The following is a 17,641-nucleotide window of genomic DNA, read 5'->3' as shown; positions in this document are numbered from 1 at the left end:
GCCGCCCCCGGCCGGACGAGAGAACGGACCCTCCCCCATGGCGGACCCGCGGGAGCTGCGCGACCTGTGGCTCAGGCAGTACCACCCGGCCCCCGGCGACGGGCCCGCCCTGGTCTGCTTCCCCTACGCGGGCGGGGCCGCCGGCTACTACCGCCCCCTCTCCGAGGCCCTGTCGCCCGGTGTGCGGGTGCTGTCGCTCCAGTACCCGGGCCGCCAGGACCGCCGCAGCGAACCGGTCCGCACGGACCTGCACGCCCTCGCGGACGAGATCGCCGGGGTCCTGTCCTCCTGCGTCGAGGGCCCGTTGGTCTTCTTCGGCCACAGCATGGGCTCCACGCTCGCCTACGAGACCGCCCGGCGGCTGGAGGCCGGACCGGACGGGGAACGGGTCCTCGGTCTGGTCGTCTCGGGCCGCCGGGGCCCGGCCACGGTCCGCCACGAGACGGTCCACCTGCGGGACGACGCCGGGCTGATCGAGGAGGTCGTCCGTCTGGACAGCTCCAGCGCCGCCCTCCTCGCCGACCCGGACATCGCCGAGATGGTGCTGCCGGTCCTGCGCGGCGACTACACGGCCGTGGAGACGTACGCGTACCGGCCCGGGGCGCGGCTGCGCTGCCCGGTCAGCGTGCTCACCGCCGACGCCGACCCGCAGGTGACGGCCGCCGAAGCGGAGGCCTGGGCCGACGCCACGGACGGCGCCTTCCGCCTGCGCACCTTCACGGGCGGCCACTTCTACCTCAACGCGCGGCGCGACGCGGTGACCGCGGCCCTGGCCGAAGACCTGGCCGCGTTCACCCCGTCGGCCCGCGTATGACCGGCGGGTGACCGGCCACCCCGTTCCCCGTGCCACCGGATTGCGGAAATCCGGTGGCACGGCCCATGTCAGCCGGACTTGCGGCGGAAGGTGCGGCTCTGGCCGTTGGGGCCGCTGGAGCCCTTGATCTTCAGGCGGCCCTCGTGATGGGCCTGCTGGGAGCGGGCGTTGCGGGCCTTGCGTTCCAGGGCCTCGCGGAACTTCTCCTTGCCGTCGGGCTCCGCCTCGGCGGCCTGGTCTTCCGGGGTATCGGTCATGGTTGCCTCCTGGGCCCGGACGTGCGGATGTACTGCCGGAGCCCGTCAGTGTCGCAGCCGGGCCGGTACACGGCGACCCTTTTTTGGATCAAGGGCGCAATTCAGGAAACGGGCCCGAGGCCACCGGCTGGGACGCGGGGGCCCGCAGGACGGGCGAGCGCAGCCGGGTCACCGGGTCCCCGTCGGCCCGCAGCCCCGGGAGGTTCTCGGCGAGGGTGCGCAGCGCGCCGCGGGCGAGGGGTTCGACCAGGTGCGCGGAGAGACCGAAGTGCAGGTCGGCGCAGAGGCCGAGGGGCGGGGCGTCCGGCGCGGCCAGCGGATCGCGGTTGACGGCGGCGACGAGGAGCGTGACGCGGGCGCCCGGGGGGAGTTCGGTGCCGGCGAGGGTGAGGGCGGAGCGCGCGGCGCGGGTCTCCAGCCGGACGGGGGGCGCCGTGCGCAGGGCGTGTGCGACGGCCTCGCCGGCCCGTTCGGGGTCGGCGGCCAGGCGCCGCCAGCCGCCGGGTTCGTCGAGCAGCAGGCGGACGGCGTTGGCGATGAGGACGGCGGTGGGCTCGGCCGCGCTGAGCGCCATGACCGTCGCGGCGCGCACGCTGTCGGCGGTGGGGTCGTGGAGGGCCTCGCCCAGGAGTGCGGCCATGGCGGTCTCCGCGGCCTCGGCGGCCCGCGCCGTGGCGTGGGTCTGCGGGCACAGCGGGGCGTCGAGGATGTGGCGGCAGTCGGGCAGCAGCCGGGAGAACCGCTCGTGGGCGGCCTCGGGAAGGCCGAGCTGCTCGGCGAGGACGGGGCCGGTCAGCCGCCGGGCGAAGTCCTCGGCGAGGTCGAAGCGGTCGCCGAGCGCGGCCAGGAGCGTACGGGACCAGGTGCCGGCCCGCTTCTCCAGGCACGCGGCGTCCCGCGCCCACAGCAGGGGTCCGCCGAAGGCGGTGAGCGGGGCGAGCCGTGCGGCGGCGGCCCGGTCGAGGGTGAGGACGGCGCTGCGGAAGGGGGGCGGGTCCCCGCCGTGGGCCTCGAAGGCGGGGCCGGGGGCGTCGAAGGCGGGGTGGCCGGTCACTTCCCGGGCCACGGCCCGGTCGGCGGTGACCCAGGTGCCGGTCAGGGTGCTGCGGTGGAGCGGGCCGCGGGCGCGGACGGCCTCCTCGGCGGCGGTCGGCTCGCCGGTGCCGGCGCGCAGGACCAGGCCGTACGGGTCGGCTTCGAGCCCGGCGAACCACTGGGCGGCCCGGGTGAGCCGGTTCCTGCGGGCCCGGCGGGCGATGTCCCGGCCGGGGCCGTCGGCCAGCAGCTCGGAGCGCATGTCTCTCCTCGTCGTCGGTTGCGGATCACCGGTCCTCGCGGGTTCGGTCCACGCGGCCACGGGGTTCTCCGGCGCGGGCGCGGGACCGGGGCGGGGTGGGCTCCGGTGTCCGGTCGAGGAGGAGTCGGGGAGACGCCCGGGCCGGTGGGCCGGGGGTCGTCGGGGGGTGCGGGTGAACGGTCCGTCGCCCCTCGCAGCATGACATCCCGTCACGCGCCGGGGCACCGGGCGCGCGGGAGGCAGTGGTGTCGTACGTCGGCGCGCGAGGGCGCGGCCGTCCTCCCGCTCCGGGCACGAGCCCCGCGACGCGCGGCGCGCGCCGCCCCCGGCGCCGGCGGGCGGGCCGGGGCGGCGGCGGGCCGGGGCGGCGGGGCGTCCGTGCGGCGGCGAGGGCGGGGGCGTCCCGGTCAGGCGGCGGCGGGGGACGGCTCGGGGAGGGACTCGTACAGGCCCTGCTCGCGGGTGGCGAGGACGGCGAGTTCCCGGGCCAGTTCACGGAAGCCCTCGCTGGTGACGGCGGCGCGGTGCGCGGCGGTGTCCTCCCAGACGGAGAGCTCCACGAAGAAGTTGGCGGTGCCGACCAGCCGCAGGGTCTGGTGGCTGACGCAGCCGGGCTGGGCGCTGACGAAGCGGGTGAGGCGGTCCTTGGCGTCGAGGAAGCGTCCGAGGTCGCCGTGGACGTTCAGCTTGTTGACGAAGGTCACCATGACGGGCGCTCCTTTGACGGGGGTCGGTGGCAGGGCGGGAGAAGGGCGGGCGGCCGGCGCCGTCAGACGGTCGCCTCGGCGGCCGCGCGGGTGCGGACGCCGGTGCGCAGCACACCCCGTACGGGTTTGCCGACGGGGGTGCGCGGGACGGCGTCGATGGCCTCGACCCGCCGGATGCGCTCGTAGGGCGCGAGGCGTTCGTTGGCGCGTGCGGCGATCTCCTCCAGCACGGCCCCGGGGTCGGCCCCCGGGTCGCGCAGGACGACGCCGGCCCAGGTGACGGCCCCGTGCACGGGGTCGGGCCAGCCGACGACCGCGCATTCGGCGACCCGCGGGTCGGAGCAGACGACCCGCTCGACGGCGCTGGGCGAGACGAGTTCCCCGTCGTGGAGGAAGACGTCCCCGAGCCGGTCGACGAGGAACAGCTCCCCGTCCGGGCCGATCCGGCCGACGTCGCCGGTGGAGAACCAGCCGTCCGGGCCGGCGGGCGGCTCCTCGCGGCCGAGGTAGCCGGCCATCAGCTGCGGGCCGCGCACCTGCACCTCGCCGCTCTCGCCGGGGGCCAGCGGGACGCCGGTGTCGGGGTGGACGACACGGCATTCGGTGCCGGGCACGGGGGCGCCGACGGAGCCGCTGCTCATCGCGCCGTCGGGGCACTGGCAGTGGGTGAGCGGGGACAGCTCGGTCATGCCGTAGCCCTGGACGACGGGGACGCCGAGCCGCTCGGCGAGGGTGCGGGCGGCGGCCGGGTTGAGGGCGCTGCCGCCCGACAGGACGGCGGTCAGCCGGGGTCCGGCGGGCCGGGCGGGGGCGGCGCGCAGCCGCTCGTCGGCGGCCAGCAGGTGCAGGCGGGCGGGCAGCCCGTAGTAGTGGGTGGCGCCCGCCTCCGCCGCGAGGGCGAGGGAGACGAACGGGTCGGGGCCGGGGCACAGGACCTGGCAGGCGCCCGCGTAGACGGCCGAGTTGAGGTGCATCGGCTGGTACAGCGGCAGGTGGTTGAGGGTGACGGAGTCCTCACCGAGGCGGTGGGCGAGGGCCGTCTGGACGGCGTTGGCGACGAGGGCGCGGTGGGTCAGCCGGACGCCCTTGGGGCTGGCGGTGGTGCCCGTCGTGAACTGCACGCAGGCCTCCGCGTCGAGGTCCACGGCGACGGCCGCGCGGGGGGCGGCGGACCCGGCGGCGGCCGGGGCGACGGCGTCGAGTACGAGGTCCAGCGGGACGGCCGCGCCGGGGAGCGGGCCGGCCTCCTCGGCGCCGGTGACCAGCACCAGGGACAGGCTGTCCGGCTTGTCGGGCAGCGCGCACAGGGCCTCGGCGGCCGCCCGGGGCGCGAAGGCCAGCTCGGCGCCGGCGGCGGCGAGCACCTTGGCCGTGCGGGCCGGCGAGAGCAGCGGGTTGAGGACGACGACGGTGTTCCCGCTGCGCACGGTGGCGTAGTAGGCGGCGGCGAACTCGGCGTCGAGGGTGTTCACGACGGCCACGCGGGCCCCGCGCCGGCCCACCGAGCATTCCAGGTAGGCGGCGATCCGGTCGGCGCGGGCGTCGAGCTCGCCGAAGGTGAGCGTCTGCCCGCCCACGCGCAGCGCCGGGGCCCCGGGGGCCCGCAGCGCCGCGCGGCGCAGCAGCCCGTCCAGCGGCAGGTGCGGCAGTTCCGGAAGGTCGGGTGTCGGCACGGCTCTGCTCCCCTCTGCGCTGCGTCCCGGCGGGCGGCAGGGCCCTCCCACCGTCCGCCCCGGCGCTCGGAACCCGTCGGAAGACCGCTTGAGAGGCCCTAGACCCGTTTGCGGCCGGCGGCCGTGAGGGCCGCGGCGAGGTCGCGGTCGGTGGCGGCGACCGCGACCGGCGGACGGCCCCAGCCGTAGGCGGCGACCCGGCCCGCGACCTCGTGCGCGAGGTCCTCCGTGCCCGGGTAGCCGCCGATCACGACGGGCTCCCCGGCGGCCAGCGCGGGGGCCAGGGCGGTCAGGGCGGCCGTGGCCGCCGGGGCCACGGACAGCAGGGCCCGCCGTCCGCGCCGGCCGCGCGCGAGGCCGTCGTAGCAGTCCTCGGGCGCGCCGGGCGGCCGCAGCAGGCAGACCAGCCCCGCCCCGGGGGCGGCGGCCGCGCGCAGGGTGCGCGGGGCCGGGTCGGGGCGTGGTGCCGCCAGGGGCACGGGGGCCCCGTCGAGCAGCCGCAGCGCCTCGGAGACGGTGGCGTCGGGGCCGGCGGTGACCGGGAGGCCGCGCAGCAGGCAGGCGGTCTGCCAGAGGATCTCGGCGGCGTCGCCGTCGGCGATCCGGGTCCGGTCGTGGACGAGCGTCAGCCGCAGCCCGCCGTCCGCGTCGTGCCGGGCGGTGAGCGCCAGCGGCGTCCCGGTGTAGGCGTCGCAGGTCTCGGCCGCCCCGAAGCCGGTACCGGCGCCGGGGCCGGAGCCGAAGCCGGAGCCGGAGCCGAAGCCGGAGCCGCCATGCGCGGCGGAGGGCCCCGGGGACGGTTCCGGCGCCCCCGGTTCCGGCGCCCCCGGGGCGGGGGACGCCGGGGGCCGGCCGCCGGCCCCCGCCCACGCCGCCGCGGGTTCCCGGGGATCCGGCGACGGGAGGAACGTCAGCACCGACTCGGTGAGCGGCTCGTACGGGTCGCGGCCCGACCAGCGGTGGACCTGCCCGGCCGAGACCCACTCGTACGCGGTGAGGTCGACGGCCCGCCCGGTGAGGGTGCCGAGCAGCGCGGACAGGGCGGCGCCCGGGCGGACCTCCACGGCCACGGGCAGGGCGCCCAGCAGGGGCCCGGGCAGCCGGTCGGCCCCCTCCAGCGGGATGCCCCGGCCGGAGACGGCGGCGGCGAAGGCCACCGGGACCGGCCCGGCGGGCTCCTGCGGCCCGCCGTGCGCCCGGTACAGCAACAGCGCCCACACGGCCTGGAGGGCGGTGCTCTCGGCGGCGCCCCGGGCGGCGGCCCAGGAGCGCAGCCGGACCGCTTCGGCCGGGGTGAGGCGCTGGTGGGTGCGGCCGTACCCGCGCTGGTGGGTGGGGCGGCCCCGGTCGCCGGCCGGGAGGGTGGCGGAGCCGGCGGGCGGGGCGGCGTCGGCCCAGTACGCGCGGGCGGGGCCCTGGTCCCGGGCGCCGATCCACTGGAGGTGGTCGCGCAGGTCGGGCCGGCGCTCGCCGCCCCGGCGGCGGCCGTCGGCGGCGTGGGCCCGGTGGAAGGCGTCCACGAGCCGGCCGGCGCTGACGGGGTCGAGGAAGGCGCGGTGGTAGGTGAGCAGGACCCGGGCGGAGCCGCCGGGCTCCTCCAGGAGGGCGATCCGCAGCGGGTCGGGCCGGGTCAGGTCGAACTCGCGCATCCGCTCGGCGGCGAGCAGGGCCTCCCAGTCGGCGCCGCCGGGGTGGTGGCGGACGATCAGCGGTCCGGCGGCCGGGTGGACGGCGAAGCCGGGCGGGCCGGCACCGGCACCGGCCGGGGCGAGCGCGGTGCGCAGGACCGTCTCCTGGTCGGTGACGGCCTGCCAGGCCCGGGTGAACCGCTCGGTGTCGAGCGGTCCGGGCAGCCGCCAGTGCAGCTGCCCGGTGTGCAGGCCCCGGCCCGGGTGGGTGAGGCCGTCGAGGAGGACGTCGACCTGGAGGGGGGTGGCGGGGTGGCTGCGCGGCCGGGGTGCGGCGAGGGCCCGGTGCGCCGGGGCCGGGCGGGGGCCGTCGCCGGGGCGGCCGGTCACCGCCTCGCGCTCAGCGTCGGGACGGCGGTCTCCGCGTGCCGCCGCGCGAGGTGCAGGACGCGGGTACAGACGCCGCCCAGGCTGCGGCGCACGTGGTCGCGGGCCTGGGCGAGGTCGGCGCCCGGGCCGAGGACCGGTTCGATGTCCTCGGCGCTCAGCAGGACGCGGTGGCTGGCGACGGCGGTGACGCCGGTCTCGTCCGGGTCCACCGACCATTCGCCGGTGTGCGCGGCGAGCAGCCGGGGGGTGCGGGTCCGCTTGTAGACGATCCGGCCGGCGTGCGGGAGGCAGACGCGTACGGACTCGGCGCTCTCGGCGGTGCCGTCGGCGGCGAGGGTGTCCAGGGTCAGCCGCTGGACACCCGTGCGGTCCTCGGCCACGTGTGCCCGGGTGATCTCGGGCAGGTGCACGGGCCAGTCGGCGGCCCGGTACAGGAAGTCGTAGACCAGCTCGGGGGGTCCCTGGACGCGTACGGAGTCCTCGAAGGACAGCAGGAGGCCGTCCAGGTCGGACCACTGCTCGGCGGTCCGCTTCAGCTGCTCCAGTTCGGCGTGGCTGTTGTGGTCGGTGGCCTCGGCCAGCCACCGGGCGCCGGCCCGGTCCCGCTGCGCCACCGCGAACCGGTGGTGCAGGGTCAGGCGGGAGCGTCCGCCGGCCAGTTCGGCGGCCTCCCAGCGGCCGCTGAGGGCGGTGGCCGGGGGCGCCGGGACCTCCTGGTGGAAGTCGATGGTCCGCCGCGCGGGGTCCAGGGAGCGGCGGGACACCCAGGACGTGACGGTCCCGCCGGCGGTCGCCCACATCCCGAACCGGTCGTTGGTCCCGTCGAAGTCCAGCCGTTCCACGTGGATGCTGGGCGGGACGAACAGCGGCCACTGGGTCGTGTCCGCGATCAGCGCGTAGACCACGCCCGCGGGGGCGGCCACGTCCACCGAGTACGACGTGTGCTGCACACGCTCACCTGACATCGGCTCACACCTCTCTGCCTCGGCTCACCAACTTCGCGCGGGCCGGCGGAGGTGCGCTCGAAGGGCCCTGGATCCCGGCTGCACCGGTCGTCCACGGCCTCTCGGGAGGTCTTGCGCGGGCGTGCGGGGGCCGCGTAGGGGCCGCGTGCGCCCGCGCGGGGGACCGCGTACGGACCCCGCGAAAACGCGTCAGAGGGAGGCTTCGGCCGCCGCCCGCAGGCGCAGTTCCCGGCGCAGGCCGCGCCGCTCGGGCTTGCCGGCGGGGGTGCGGGGCACGGCGCCGAGGACCTCGACCCGGCGGATCTGCTCGTGCGGGCCGAGCTGTTCGTTGGCCGTCTCGGCGATCGAGTCGAGGACGTCGAGCAGCCCCGGCGCGGTCGGGTCGTTCAGGACGAGCCCGAGCCAGACGACGGCTCCGTGGATCGGGTGGGGCCAGCCGACGACGACGCAGTCGGCGACCCGGGGGTCGGCGGCGAGGACGGATTCGACGGCGGTGGGTGAGACGAGTTCGCCGTCGTGGGTGAAGACGTCGTCGAGGCGGTCGACGAGGTACAGCTCCCCGTCCGGGCCGATGCGGCCGACGTCGCGGGTGGAGAACCAGCCGTCCTCCCCGGTGGGCGGCCCGCTCTCGCCGAGGTAGCCGGCCATCAGCTGGGGCCCGCTCAGCTGCACCTCCCCGGTCTCGCCGGGCGCGAGCGGGACGCCGGTGCCGGGGCGGACGACGCGGCAGGAGGTGCCGGGGACGGGGGTGCCCACGGAGCCGGTGCCGGAGGTGTCCTCGCCGGGGCGCTGGGAGTGGGTGAGCGGGGCGAGTTCGACCAGGCCGTAGCCCTGGAGGACGGGGACGCCGAGCCGCTGCGAGAGCAGCCGGGCGTCGGCGGGGGCGAGGGCGCTGCCGCCGGAGAGGACGGCGGTGAGCCGGTCGAGGGCGGACCGGGCGGGGAGCGGGAAGCCGGGCAGCTCCCCGGCGCCGGGCAGCTCGCCGTGGCGCAGGTCGGAGGCGAGCTGGTGGAGCCGGGCGGGCAGCGAGTAGAGGTGGGTGGCGCCGGTCCGGGCGGCCAGGGCGAGGGCGGCGGCCGGGCGCGGGGCGGGGCACAGCACCTGGCAGGCGCCCGCGAGGACGGCCGAGTTGAGGTGCATCGGCTGGTAGAGCGGCAGGTGGTTGAGGGTGACGGAGGCGGAGTCGAGGCGGTGGGCGGCGGCCGTCTGCGCGGCGTTGGCGAGCAGGTTGCGGTGGGTCAGCCGGACGCCCTTGGGCCGGCCGGTCGTGCCGGTGGTGAACTGCACGCACACCACGGCGTCCGGGTCGAGGGGGGACTCCGGGCGCGGGCCGTCCTGCGGGGCGCGGTCCAGGACGACGGAGAGCGGCAGGGCGTCGGCGGGCACGATCCCGTCGGGCGCGTCGGTGACGACGACCTCGCGCAGCAGGGGCAGCCGGTCGGCGGTCTTGACGAGCTGCTCGGCGGCGGCGGTGGGAAGGAAGGCGATCTCGACGTCGGCCAGTTCGCACACCCGGCGCAGTCCGGCCGCCCGGATCAGGGGGTTGAGGAGGACGACGGTGTTGCCGCTGCGGATGGTGCCGTAGTAGGCGGCGGCGAACTCGGCGTCGAGGGTGTTGGCGACGCCGACGCGGGCCCCGCGCCGGCCGAGGGCGTCCTCGAGGTAGGCGGCGAACCGGTCGGCCCGCGCGTCGAGTTCGGCGTAGCTCCACATACCGTGGGGGGTGCGGATCGCGCAGGCGGCGGGGTCGCGTTCGGCGGCCCGGCGCAGCAGTCCGTCGAGCGGCAGTTCCCTGCGGCGGGTCCGTTGCGGGCGGCTGAGGCGGTAGATCGGCACGGCGCGTCCTCCTGATCGGGCTGACCCGTGGATCGCGGATCCTGTTCGCTGGTCCTGTTCCCTGATCCCGACGCATCACGGTCCGCACCTCCGGTTGAGGGCGCTTCGAAGGGGACTCGACCCGGTCTCCTTCGAGCGTTCCTCCGGCCGGTCTCGAACCCGGGGGCCCAGCCTTCCTGCACGCGCGTCGTCAGACCCGCACGTCCGGCGCCGCCCAAGCCCTCCGTCGCAAGGGAAGTCACGTGGACGAGATCGTCGAGGCACTGCTCTCCGAGGACACCCGGCCGGAGGACTTCGGGGCGCTCGCGCTGCCGGAGGCGTACCGGGGAAACGTGGTGCGCCGGGACGAGACGGACATGTTCGCGGGCATGGCGTCGGCGGAGAAGGACCCGCGCAAGTCCCTGCACCTCCAGGAGGTGCCGACGCCCGAGCCGGGTCCGGGCGAGGCGCTGGTCGCGGTGATGGCGAGCGCGATCAACTACAACACCGTGTGGAGTTCGATCTTCGAGCCGCTGCCGACGTTCGGGTTCCTGGAGCGCTACGGCCGCCTCTCGGAGCTCACCCGCCGCCACGACCTGCCGTACCACGTGCTGGGTTCGGACCTGGCCGGGGTGGTGCTGCGCACGGGCCCGGGCGTCAACCGCTGGAAGGCGGGCGACCGGGTCGTGGCGCACTGCCTGTCGGTGGAGCTGGAGTCAGCGGAGGGGCACGGGGACACGATGCTCGACCCGGAGCAGCGGATCTGGGGCTTCGAGACCAACTTCGGCGGCCTGGCGGAGCTGGCTCTCGTCAAGTCCAACCAGCTGATGCCCAAGCCGGAGCACCTGACGTGGGAGGAGGCCGCCTCGCCGGGCCTGGTGAACTCCACGGCCTACCGCCAGCTGGTCTCGCGCAACGGCGCCGGCATGAAACAGGGCGACAACGTCCTGATCTGGGGGGCCAGCGGCGGCCTGGGCTCGTACGCGACGCAGCTGGCGCTGGCCGGCGGCGCCAACCCGGTCTGCGTGGTGTCCTCCCCGGAGAAGGCGGAGATCTGCCGGGCCATGGGCGCGGAGGCGGTGATCGACCGCAGCGCGGAGGGCTACCGGTTCTGGAAGGACGAGGACACCCAGGACCCGCGCGAGTGGAAGCGCTTCGGTTCGAGGATCCGGGAGCTGACCGGCGGGGAGGACGTGGACATCGTCTTCGAGCACCCGGGCCGGGAGACCTTCGGCGCGAGCGTGTACGTCGCGCGCAAGGGCGGCACGGTCGTCACCTGCGCCTCCACCTCGGGGTTCCGGCACGAGTACGACAACCGCTACCTGTGGATGTCGCTGAAGCGGATCATCGGCTCGCACTTTGCGAACTACCGGGAGGCCTGGGAGGCGAACCGCCTGGTGGCCAAGGGGCGGATCCACCCCACCCTCTCGAAGGTCTACCCGCTGGAGCAGACCGGGCAGGCCGCGTACGACGTCCACCGCAACCTGCACCACGGCAAGGTCGGCGTCCTCGCGCTGGCCCCGCGGGAGGGCCTGGGCGTCCGGGACCACGAACTGCGCGCCCGGCACCTGGGGGCGATCGACCGGTTCCGGCGGTGACGGGGGCGCCGGGCGTTAACGCCGTTAAGGCCATTGACGCCATTAACGCCGTTAACCGTTAACGCCGTTAACGCCCGGGGAAGGCCTGGGGATGACCCCGCAGGCGCGGCGCGCGGCCGGAAACGGAACCCGGGTTTGCATGATCATGCATAAGCCTGCATACTCATCCCATGTCTAAGGTCCTCACCTCCCTTCCCGTCGGCGAGCGCGTCGGCATCGCCTTCTCCGGCGGACTCGACACCTCCGTCGCGGTCGCGTGGATGCGCGACAAGGGCGCCGTCCCGTGCACCTACACCGCCGACATCGGCCAGTACGACGAGCCCGACATCGCCTCGGTGCCCGGGCGCGCCCAGGCCTACGGCGCCGAGGTCGCGCGCCTGGTCGACTGCCGCGCGGCGCTGGTCGAAGAGGGCCTGGCCGCACTGACCTGCGGCGCGTTCCACATCCGCTCCGGCGGGCGCGCCTACTTCAACACCACCCCGCTCGGCCGCGCGGTCACCGGCACCCTGCTGGTCCGCGCGATGCTCGAGGACGACGTCCAGATCTGGGGCGACGGCTCGACCTTCAAGGGCAACGACATCGAGCGGTTCTACCGCTACGGCCTGCTCGCCAACCCGCACCTGCGGATCTACAAGCCCTGGCTGGACGCGGCCTTCGTCACCGAGCTCGGCGGCCGCAAGGAGATGTCGGAGTGGCTGCTCGCCCACGGCCTCCCCTACCGGGACAGCACGGAGAAGGCGTACTCCACCGACGCCAACATCTGGGGCGCCACGCACGAGGCCAAGACCCTGGAGCACCTGGACACGGGTCTGGAGACCGTCGAGCCGATCATGGGCGTCCGGTTCTGGGACCCCTCGGTCGACATCGACACCGAGGACGTGACCATCGGCTTCGAGCAGGGCCGGCCCGTCACGATCAACGGCAAGCAGTTCGCCTCCGCGGTCGACCTGGTCATGGAGGCCAACGCCATCGGCGGCCGGCACGGCATGGGCATGTCGGACCAGATCGAGAACCGGATCATCGAGGCGAAGAGCCGCGGCATCTACGAGGCGCCCGGCATGGCCCTGCTGCACGCCGCCTACGAGCGCCTGGTCAACGCCATCCACAACGAGGACACCCTCGCCCAGTACCACAACGAGGGCCGCCGCCTCGGCCGGCTCATGTACGAGGGCCGCTGGCTGGACCCGCAGGCCCTCATGGTCCGCGAGTCCCTCCAGCGCTGGGTCGGCGCGGCCGTCACCGGCGAGGTGACCCTGCGGCTGCGGCGCGGCGAGGACTACTCGATCCTCGACACCCAGGGCCCGGCGTTCAGCTACCACCCGGACAAGCTGTCCATGGAGCGCACCGAGGACTCGGCCTTCGGCCCGGTGGACCGCATCGGCCAGCTGACCATGCGCAACCTCGACATCGCCGACTCCCGCGCCAAGCTGGAGCAGTACGCGGTGCTCGGCCTCATCGGCAGCGGCAGCCCCGCCGTCGGCGCCGCCCAGGCGGCCGCGACCGGGCTGATCGGCACCATGCCGGAGATGCCCGGGGGCGGCGCCGAGGCCATCGCCTCGCGCGGCGAGGTCTCCGCGGACGAGGAGCTGCTGGACCGCGCCGCGATGGAGTCCGGCACCGACTAGTCCGGGACCGGCCCGGTCCGGGGTCCGCGACCGGCTCGGTCCGGAACCGGCTCGGTCCGGAACCACCCGGCGGGTACCCCGCCGACTGCCCGTCCGCACCGCCGTCAGGCGGCGCAGGCGGGCAGTCCGCCGTGGTACTCGACCATCTCGCGGAACAGGGTCTCCACGTCGAGCCGGTGCCCCGGCGGGGCGCCCGCCGCCTCGGCGTAGGCCCGGTGCAGGTTGGGCACGAGCCGCTCGGCGTCCAGCAGCCCGGCGTACGGGCCGAGGTCCGCCTCCCGGGCGGCCTCCAGCGGGGTCAGCCCCGCCGCTGCGCCCTCCCCGGCCAGCCGCTGCACCCGGCGCAGGTAGCCGGCGGTGGCGTCGAGCAGCTCGGGCCCGCCGACCGGCCCGTGGCCGGTGACGACGGTCTGGGGGCCGAGGGCCCGCAGCCGCTCGACGACGGCGAGCGAGCCCGAGACCGAGCCGGTCAGGCAGAACGGCGTGACCCCGGACATCACGATGTCCCCGGTGAACAGCACCCGCTGCTCCGGCAGCCACACCACCGTGTCCCCGGCCGTGTGGGCGATGCCCGGGTGGATCAGCTCCACCGGGAACTCCCCCGGCCACAGGGTGATCCGGTCGCGGTAGGTCAGCCCGGGCAGCTCCACGCGGACCTCGCCCCAGGCGACGTCCGGCCACAGCCCGGTCAGGTGCAGTCCGGCGAGGGCCATCTCGGCCCGCGCCTCCTCGTGGGCGACGACCAGCGCCCGGTCCGCGAAGAACCGGTTGCCGAACGTGTGGTCTCCGTGCGCGTGGGTGTTCACCACGAAGCGCGGGGCGTACGGGGTGACCCGCGCGACCGCCTCCTTCAGGGCCCGCGTACGGGCCTCGGTGGCGGCCGTGTCGATCAGCACGGGCCGGCCACCGCCCGGGGCGATCAGCCCCGCGTTGTTGAGGCACCAGCCGCCGTCGGGCTGGAGGTGGGCCCAGACGTGCTCGGCCACCTCCAGCATGCGGGGCCCACCGCCGCCGGCGCTCACCGGCCCCTGACCACCATGGCCGCGTTGAAGCCGCCCCGGCCCCGCGCCAGGACCAGCGCCGTGCGCAGCCGGCCGGGCCGGCGTACCTCGGTCACCAGGTCGACGGGACAGTCGGCGGCGGCCGGCCCGGTGTGCACGGTCGGGGGGATCACCCCGTCGCGCAGCGAGAGCAGGGCCGCGGCCAGGTCGAGGGAGGCGCCGCCCGCGGCGAGCCGGCCCGTCATCGTCTTGGGCGCGGTGACCGGGACCCCGTACGCCCCGAAGAGCTCGGTGAGGGCCTCGGCCTCGGCGCGGTCGGCCTCGCGCCGGCCGGCCGCGTCGGCGAAGACCACGTCCACGTCGGCGGGGGCCAGCCCGGCCTCGCGCAGCGCCAGCGCGGCGGCGTCGCGCAGCCGGGGGGCACCGCCGGAGCCGGGCGGGGGGTCGAAGGTGGCCGCGTACCCGGCGACCTCGCCGTAGGGCCGGGCGCCGCGCTCGCGGGCGGCGGCCGCGTCCTCCAGGACGAGCAGGGCCCCGCCCTCGCCGACGACGTGCCCGCCGGCCTCCTCGGAGAAGGGCAGGTAGGCGCGCTCGGGGTCCTCGGAGGTGCTGAGCTCGCCGGAGGCCAGGTGGGCGGCCCAGCCCCAGGGGCACAGGGAGGAGTCCATGCCGCCGGTGACGACCAGCCGGATGCCCTTGCGGAGCTGGCGGCGGGCCTGGGCGACGGCGTCGAGCCCGCCGGCCTGCTCGCTGACGAGGACGCTGTTGGGGCCGCGCATGCCGTTCTTGATGGAGATCTGGCCGCTGTTGACGGCGTAGAACCAGGCGAAGGACTGGTACGCGCTGACGTACTGGCCGCCCTTGCTCCACAGGGCCTGGAGCTCGCGCTGGCCGAACTCGTAGCCGCCCGCCGAGCTGGCGGTGATCACTCCGGCGGCGTAGTCGGGCAGCTCGGCCGGGTCCACGCCGGCGTCGGCGAGGGCCTCGTCGGCGGCGGTGAGGGCGAGCCGGGTGACCTGGTCGGTCTGCGGCAGCAGCCGGCCGGGCAGGTGCCGGGCGGGGTCGAAGCCGGGGACCTCGCCGGCCAGCTTCGCCGGGTACTGGGCGACGTCGAACCGGGTGAGCGGGCGGATGCCGCTCTCGCCGCGCAGGACCGCGCCCCACCACGCCTCGGTACCCAGGCCGTTCGGGGCGGCGACGCCGATCCCCGTGATCACGGGGGCGGCGGAGGCCGCCGCCGAGACCGTGTCCATGGGGGCGGGGACGGGGGCGACTGCGGTCTGCGTGCTCATGCTGCGGCTCCCAGGCGCGGGCGGGTGAGGATCATGGCGCTCTGGAAGCCGCCGAAGCCGCTGCCGACGCTGAGGACGGTGTCCGTGCGGTGCTCGCGGGCGGTCAGCGGGATGTAGTCCAGGTCGCAGCCGGGGTCGGGGTGGTGCAGGTTCGCGGTCGGCGGGACCGTGTTGTGCTCGATGGCCAGGGCGCTGGCGGCCACCTCCAGGGAGCCGATGGCGCCCAGCGAGTGCCCGATCATCGACTTGATGGAGCTGACGGGGACCTCGTAGGCGTGCTGTCCGAGGCTGCGCTTGAAGGCGGCGGTCTCGTGCCGGTCGTTCTGCTTGGTGCCGGAGCCGTGCGCGTTGACGTAGTCGACGGCGGTGGCGGGCAGGCGGGCCTCGTCGAGGGCGACGGTGATGGCCTCGGCCATCTCGCGGCCCTCGGCCTTCAGGCCGGTCATGTGGTAGGCGTTGCCCCGGCTGGCGAACCCGGCGATCTCGGCGTAGACGTGGGCGCCGCGCCGGCGGGCGCTCTCCAGCTCCTCCAGGACGAGGATCGCCGAGCCCTCCCCGAGGACGAACCCGTTGCGGGTGGCGTCGAAGGGGCGGGAGGCGGTCTCCGGGTGGTCGTTGCTGGGCGAGGTGGCCTTGATGGCGTCGAAGCAGGCCACGGTGATCGGCGAGATCGGGGCCTCGGTGGCGCCGGTGACCATCACGTCGGCGCTGCCCTCGCGGATCAGCTCCACGGCGTGCCCGATGGAGTCCAGGCCCGAGGTGCAGCCGGTGGAGACCATGGAGACGGGGCCCTGGGCGCCGACCCGCCAGGCCACCTCGGCCGCCATCGAACTGGGCACGAAGTAGTCGAACAGGTGCGGTACGGCGAGGGTGTGGTCCACCTGCCAGGTGGAGCCGCCGCCGCTGACCGCGTTGTACTCGGTGTCCAGGCCGGTGGTGCAGCCGACGGCGCTGCCCAGGGTGACGCCGGTGCGCGTGGGGTCCAGGGCGGCGGTGTCGAGACCGCTGTCGCGGACCGCCTCGGCGGCGCTGACCAGCGCGAACTGGGCGGCCCGGTCGAGGCGGGCGGCCTCCTCGGGGGTGAAGCCGTGGGCGAGCGGGTCGAAGTCGGCCTCGGCGGCGATCCGCGAGCGGAAGCCGGAGGCGTCGAAGAGGCTGATGGCCCGGGTCGCGGTCCGCCCGGAGGTGAGCCTGGCCCAGTACGCCTTGGTGCCCACTCCCCCGGGTGCGACCACGCCGATCCCGGTGATGACGACGCGTCGGTTCATGGGGTGTCCTTCACGGTGAGTCCTTCGTCGGTACGGTCGGCGAGGCGGGACCGCACGGACCTGCGCAGCGCGTCGATGACGGTGGCCACGTCCCCGTCGCTGAGGCCGGGGTGCAGGGGCAGCCGCACGGTGCGGTCCACCGCCCAGTCGCAGGAGGGCAGCGGGGGCGCCGGGGGCTCCCCCTCGGCGCGGAACCGGTGCAGGGGGGCGTGGTGGGAGGTCGTGTAGATCTCCTCGGCCAGCAGGTCGGCGACGACCCCGTCCTTGATCGCGGGGTCGAGCTGCACCCAGTACAGGCAGTCCGTGGACTCGTGGCCCCCGGGCAGCGGCGGGGGCGTCAGCAGCCCCTCGGTGCCGGCCAGCTCGCGGTCGTAGCGGGCGGCGATCTCGCGGCGCCGCGCGACCATCTCGGGGAGCCGGCGCAGCTGTACGGAGCCGATGGCGGCGGTGAGGTCGTTCCCGGCGATCCCGCGCCCGTACTCGGGCAGGTCCGGCTCGCCGGGCAGGGTGGCGTGGCCGAAGCCGCTGGCGCGGACCAGGCCGCGCCGGGCGAGGAGGCGGGTGCGGGCGGCCCGTTCGGGGTCCTTCGCGTAGACCATGCCGCCGTCGCCGGTGACCAGCACCCGGCCCGGGTCGAAGCTCCACACGGCGAGGTCGCCGAAGGTGCCGGCGGGCGAGCCGTCGACGCGGGAGGCCACGGCGCAGGCGCCGTCCTCGATCAGGGTGAGGCCCAGCTCCCGGCAGCGCGCAGCGATGCGGACGACGTCGCCGGTGCGGCCGCCGTAGTGGAGGAAGAGGACCGCGCGGGTGCGGTCGCCGAGGGCCGCCTCGACGTCCTCCAGGGACGGGTTGAGGGTGCGGCGGTCGACGTCGCAGAAGACGGGACGGCCGCCGCGTCCGGCCACGGCCTCGGCGGTGGCGGGCAGGCCCAGGGAGGGCAGGACCACCTCGTCGCCCGGCTGGAGGTCGAGGGTCTCGACGGCCAGGTGCAGGGCGGTCGTGCCGGAGCTGGTGAACACGACGTGGTCGGGCTCGATGCCCAGGTGCTCGGCGAAGGCCGTCTCGAAGGCCCGGGTGCGCCGTCCGCTGCCCAGCCTGCGGTCGTGGAACACCCCGGCGACCGCGTCGAGTTCCTCCGCCCCGACCTGGGGCTGAAACAAGTTGATCATGGTCGCCTCTCGCGTGCGGGTGTCTCCCCGATCTTGTCGACCACCGCTAGACACCCGATGGAGGGCCGGTGGTCCCCCCCGGTCGCGGGAGCCGGTCCGAGCGGCTTCGAGTACCCCTCCATCGCGGTGACGGATCCTCCGC

The 17,641-nt window shown here is 76.0% G+C and carries 14 protein-coding genes; 3 read left to right on the top strand and 11 right to left on the bottom strand.

Features of this window, described 5'->3' with window-relative positions; translation table 11 throughout:
* Window positions 1-37 precede the first annotated feature (37 nt).
* A complete protein-coding gene (locus tag ABT403_RS14605) occupies window positions 38-814 on the top strand; it encodes a thioesterase II family protein (RefSeq protein WP_344161366.1) in 777 nt (258 codons plus the stop codon).
* A gap of 68 nt (window positions 815-882) precedes the next feature.
* Here the strand turns inward: ABT403_RS14605 and ABT403_RS14600 are convergent, their stop codons facing one another.
* The 7 genes from ABT403_RS14600 to ABT403_RS14570 form a co-directional block, all read right to left on the bottom strand.
* A complete protein-coding gene (locus ABT403_RS14600) occupies window positions 883-1,071 on the bottom strand; it encodes a DUF5302 domain-containing protein (protein ID WP_344161369.1) in 189 nt (62 codons plus the stop codon).
* 88 nt (window positions 1,072-1,159) lie between these two features.
* The gene (locus ABT403_RS14595) at window positions 1,160-2,368 is read right to left on the bottom strand and encodes a cytochrome P450 family protein (protein ID WP_344161372.1); all 1,209 of its coding nucleotides are present in this window, start codon (window positions 2,366-2,368) and stop codon (window positions 1,160-1,162) included.
* A gap of 407 nt (window positions 2,369-2,775) precedes the next feature.
* On the bottom strand, window positions 2,776-3,075 hold the full coding sequence (locus tag ABT403_RS14590; RefSeq protein ID WP_344161375.1) for an antibiotic biosynthesis monooxygenase family protein: 300 nt from the start codon (window positions 3,073-3,075) through the stop codon (window positions 2,776-2,778).
* A gap of 62 nt (window positions 3,076-3,137) precedes the next feature.
* Window positions 3,138-4,748 (bottom strand): class I adenylate-forming enzyme family protein, encoded by a 1,611-nt coding sequence (locus ABT403_RS14585; RefSeq protein WP_344161378.1) that lies wholly within the window; start codon window positions 4,746-4,748, stop codon window positions 3,138-3,140.
* Between the two features lie 98 nt (window positions 4,749-4,846).
* A complete protein-coding gene (locus ABT403_RS14580; RefSeq protein WP_344161381.1) occupies window positions 4,847-6,766 on the bottom strand; it encodes a condensation domain-containing protein in 1,920 nt (639 codons plus the stop codon).
* Window positions 6,763-7,731, bottom strand: coding sequence for an aromatase/cyclase (locus tag ABT403_RS14575; protein ID WP_344161384.1), 969 nt, complete (start codon window positions 7,729-7,731; stop codon window positions 6,763-6,765). The genes ABT403_RS14580 and ABT403_RS14575 overlap by 4 nt, the downstream gene beginning before the upstream one ends.
* Before the next feature lie 189 nt (window positions 7,732-7,920).
* Entirely contained in the window at window positions 7,921-9,567 is a 1,647-nt protein-coding gene (locus tag ABT403_RS14570; protein ID WP_344161387.1) for a class I adenylate-forming enzyme family protein, read from the bottom strand.
* A gap of 242 nt (window positions 9,568-9,809) precedes the next feature.
* Here ABT403_RS14570 and ccrA point away from each other — a divergent pair, with 242 nt between their 5' ends.
* Window positions 9,810-11,144 (top strand): crotonyl-CoA carboxylase/reductase, encoded by a 1,335-nt coding sequence (gene ccrA, locus ABT403_RS14565; RefSeq protein WP_344161390.1) that lies wholly within the window; start codon window positions 9,810-9,812, stop codon window positions 11,142-11,144.
* Between the two features lie 170 nt (window positions 11,145-11,314).
* The gene (gene argG / locus ABT403_RS14560; RefSeq protein ID WP_344161393.1) at window positions 11,315-12,769 is read left to right on the top strand and encodes an argininosuccinate synthase; all 1,455 of its coding nucleotides are present in this window, start codon (window positions 11,315-11,317) and stop codon (window positions 12,767-12,769) included.
* Between the two features lie 104 nt (window positions 12,770-12,873).
* On the opposite strand, the gene ABT403_RS14555 is transcribed toward argG, so the two are convergent.
* The 4 genes from ABT403_RS14555 to ABT403_RS14540 are packed head-to-tail and all read right to left on the bottom strand — an operon-like array spanning window position 12,874 to window position 17,499.
* Window positions 12,874-13,764, bottom strand: a complete 891-nt coding sequence (locus tag ABT403_RS14555) for an MBL fold metallo-hydrolase (protein ID WP_344161396.1) — start codon at window positions 13,762-13,764, stop codon at window positions 12,874-12,876.
* Window positions 13,765-13,787: 23 nt separating this feature from the next.
* Window positions 13,788-15,023, bottom strand: coding sequence for a ketosynthase chain-length factor (locus ABT403_RS14550; protein ID WP_344161593.1), 1,236 nt, complete (start codon window positions 15,021-15,023; stop codon window positions 13,788-13,790).
* A gap of 35 nt (window positions 15,024-15,058) precedes the next feature.
* Window positions 15,059-16,330 carry a beta-ketoacyl-[acyl-carrier-protein] synthase family protein gene (locus ABT403_RS14545; protein WP_344161399.1) on the bottom strand — a complete coding sequence of 424 codons (1,272 nt, stop codon included), beginning with the start codon at window positions 16,328-16,330 and terminating at the stop codon, window positions 15,059-15,061.
* Window positions 16,327-17,499 (bottom strand): DegT/DnrJ/EryC1/StrS family aminotransferase, encoded by a 1,173-nt coding sequence (locus ABT403_RS14540; RefSeq protein WP_344161402.1) that lies wholly within the window; start codon window positions 17,497-17,499, stop codon window positions 16,327-16,329. Before ABT403_RS14540 ends, ABT403_RS14545 begins: the two co-directional genes overlap by 4 nt.
* Window positions 17,500-17,641 lie beyond the last annotated feature (142 nt).

It is taken from the genome of Streptomyces sp. NPDC000075, assembly GCF_040301925.1.
Lineage (GTDB): Bacteria > Actinomycetota > Actinomycetes > Streptomycetales > Streptomycetaceae > Streptomyces > Streptomyces polychromogenes.
Note: the sequence above shows the minus strand (reverse complement) of the source record. Positions and strands in the feature narration are given on the sequence as shown.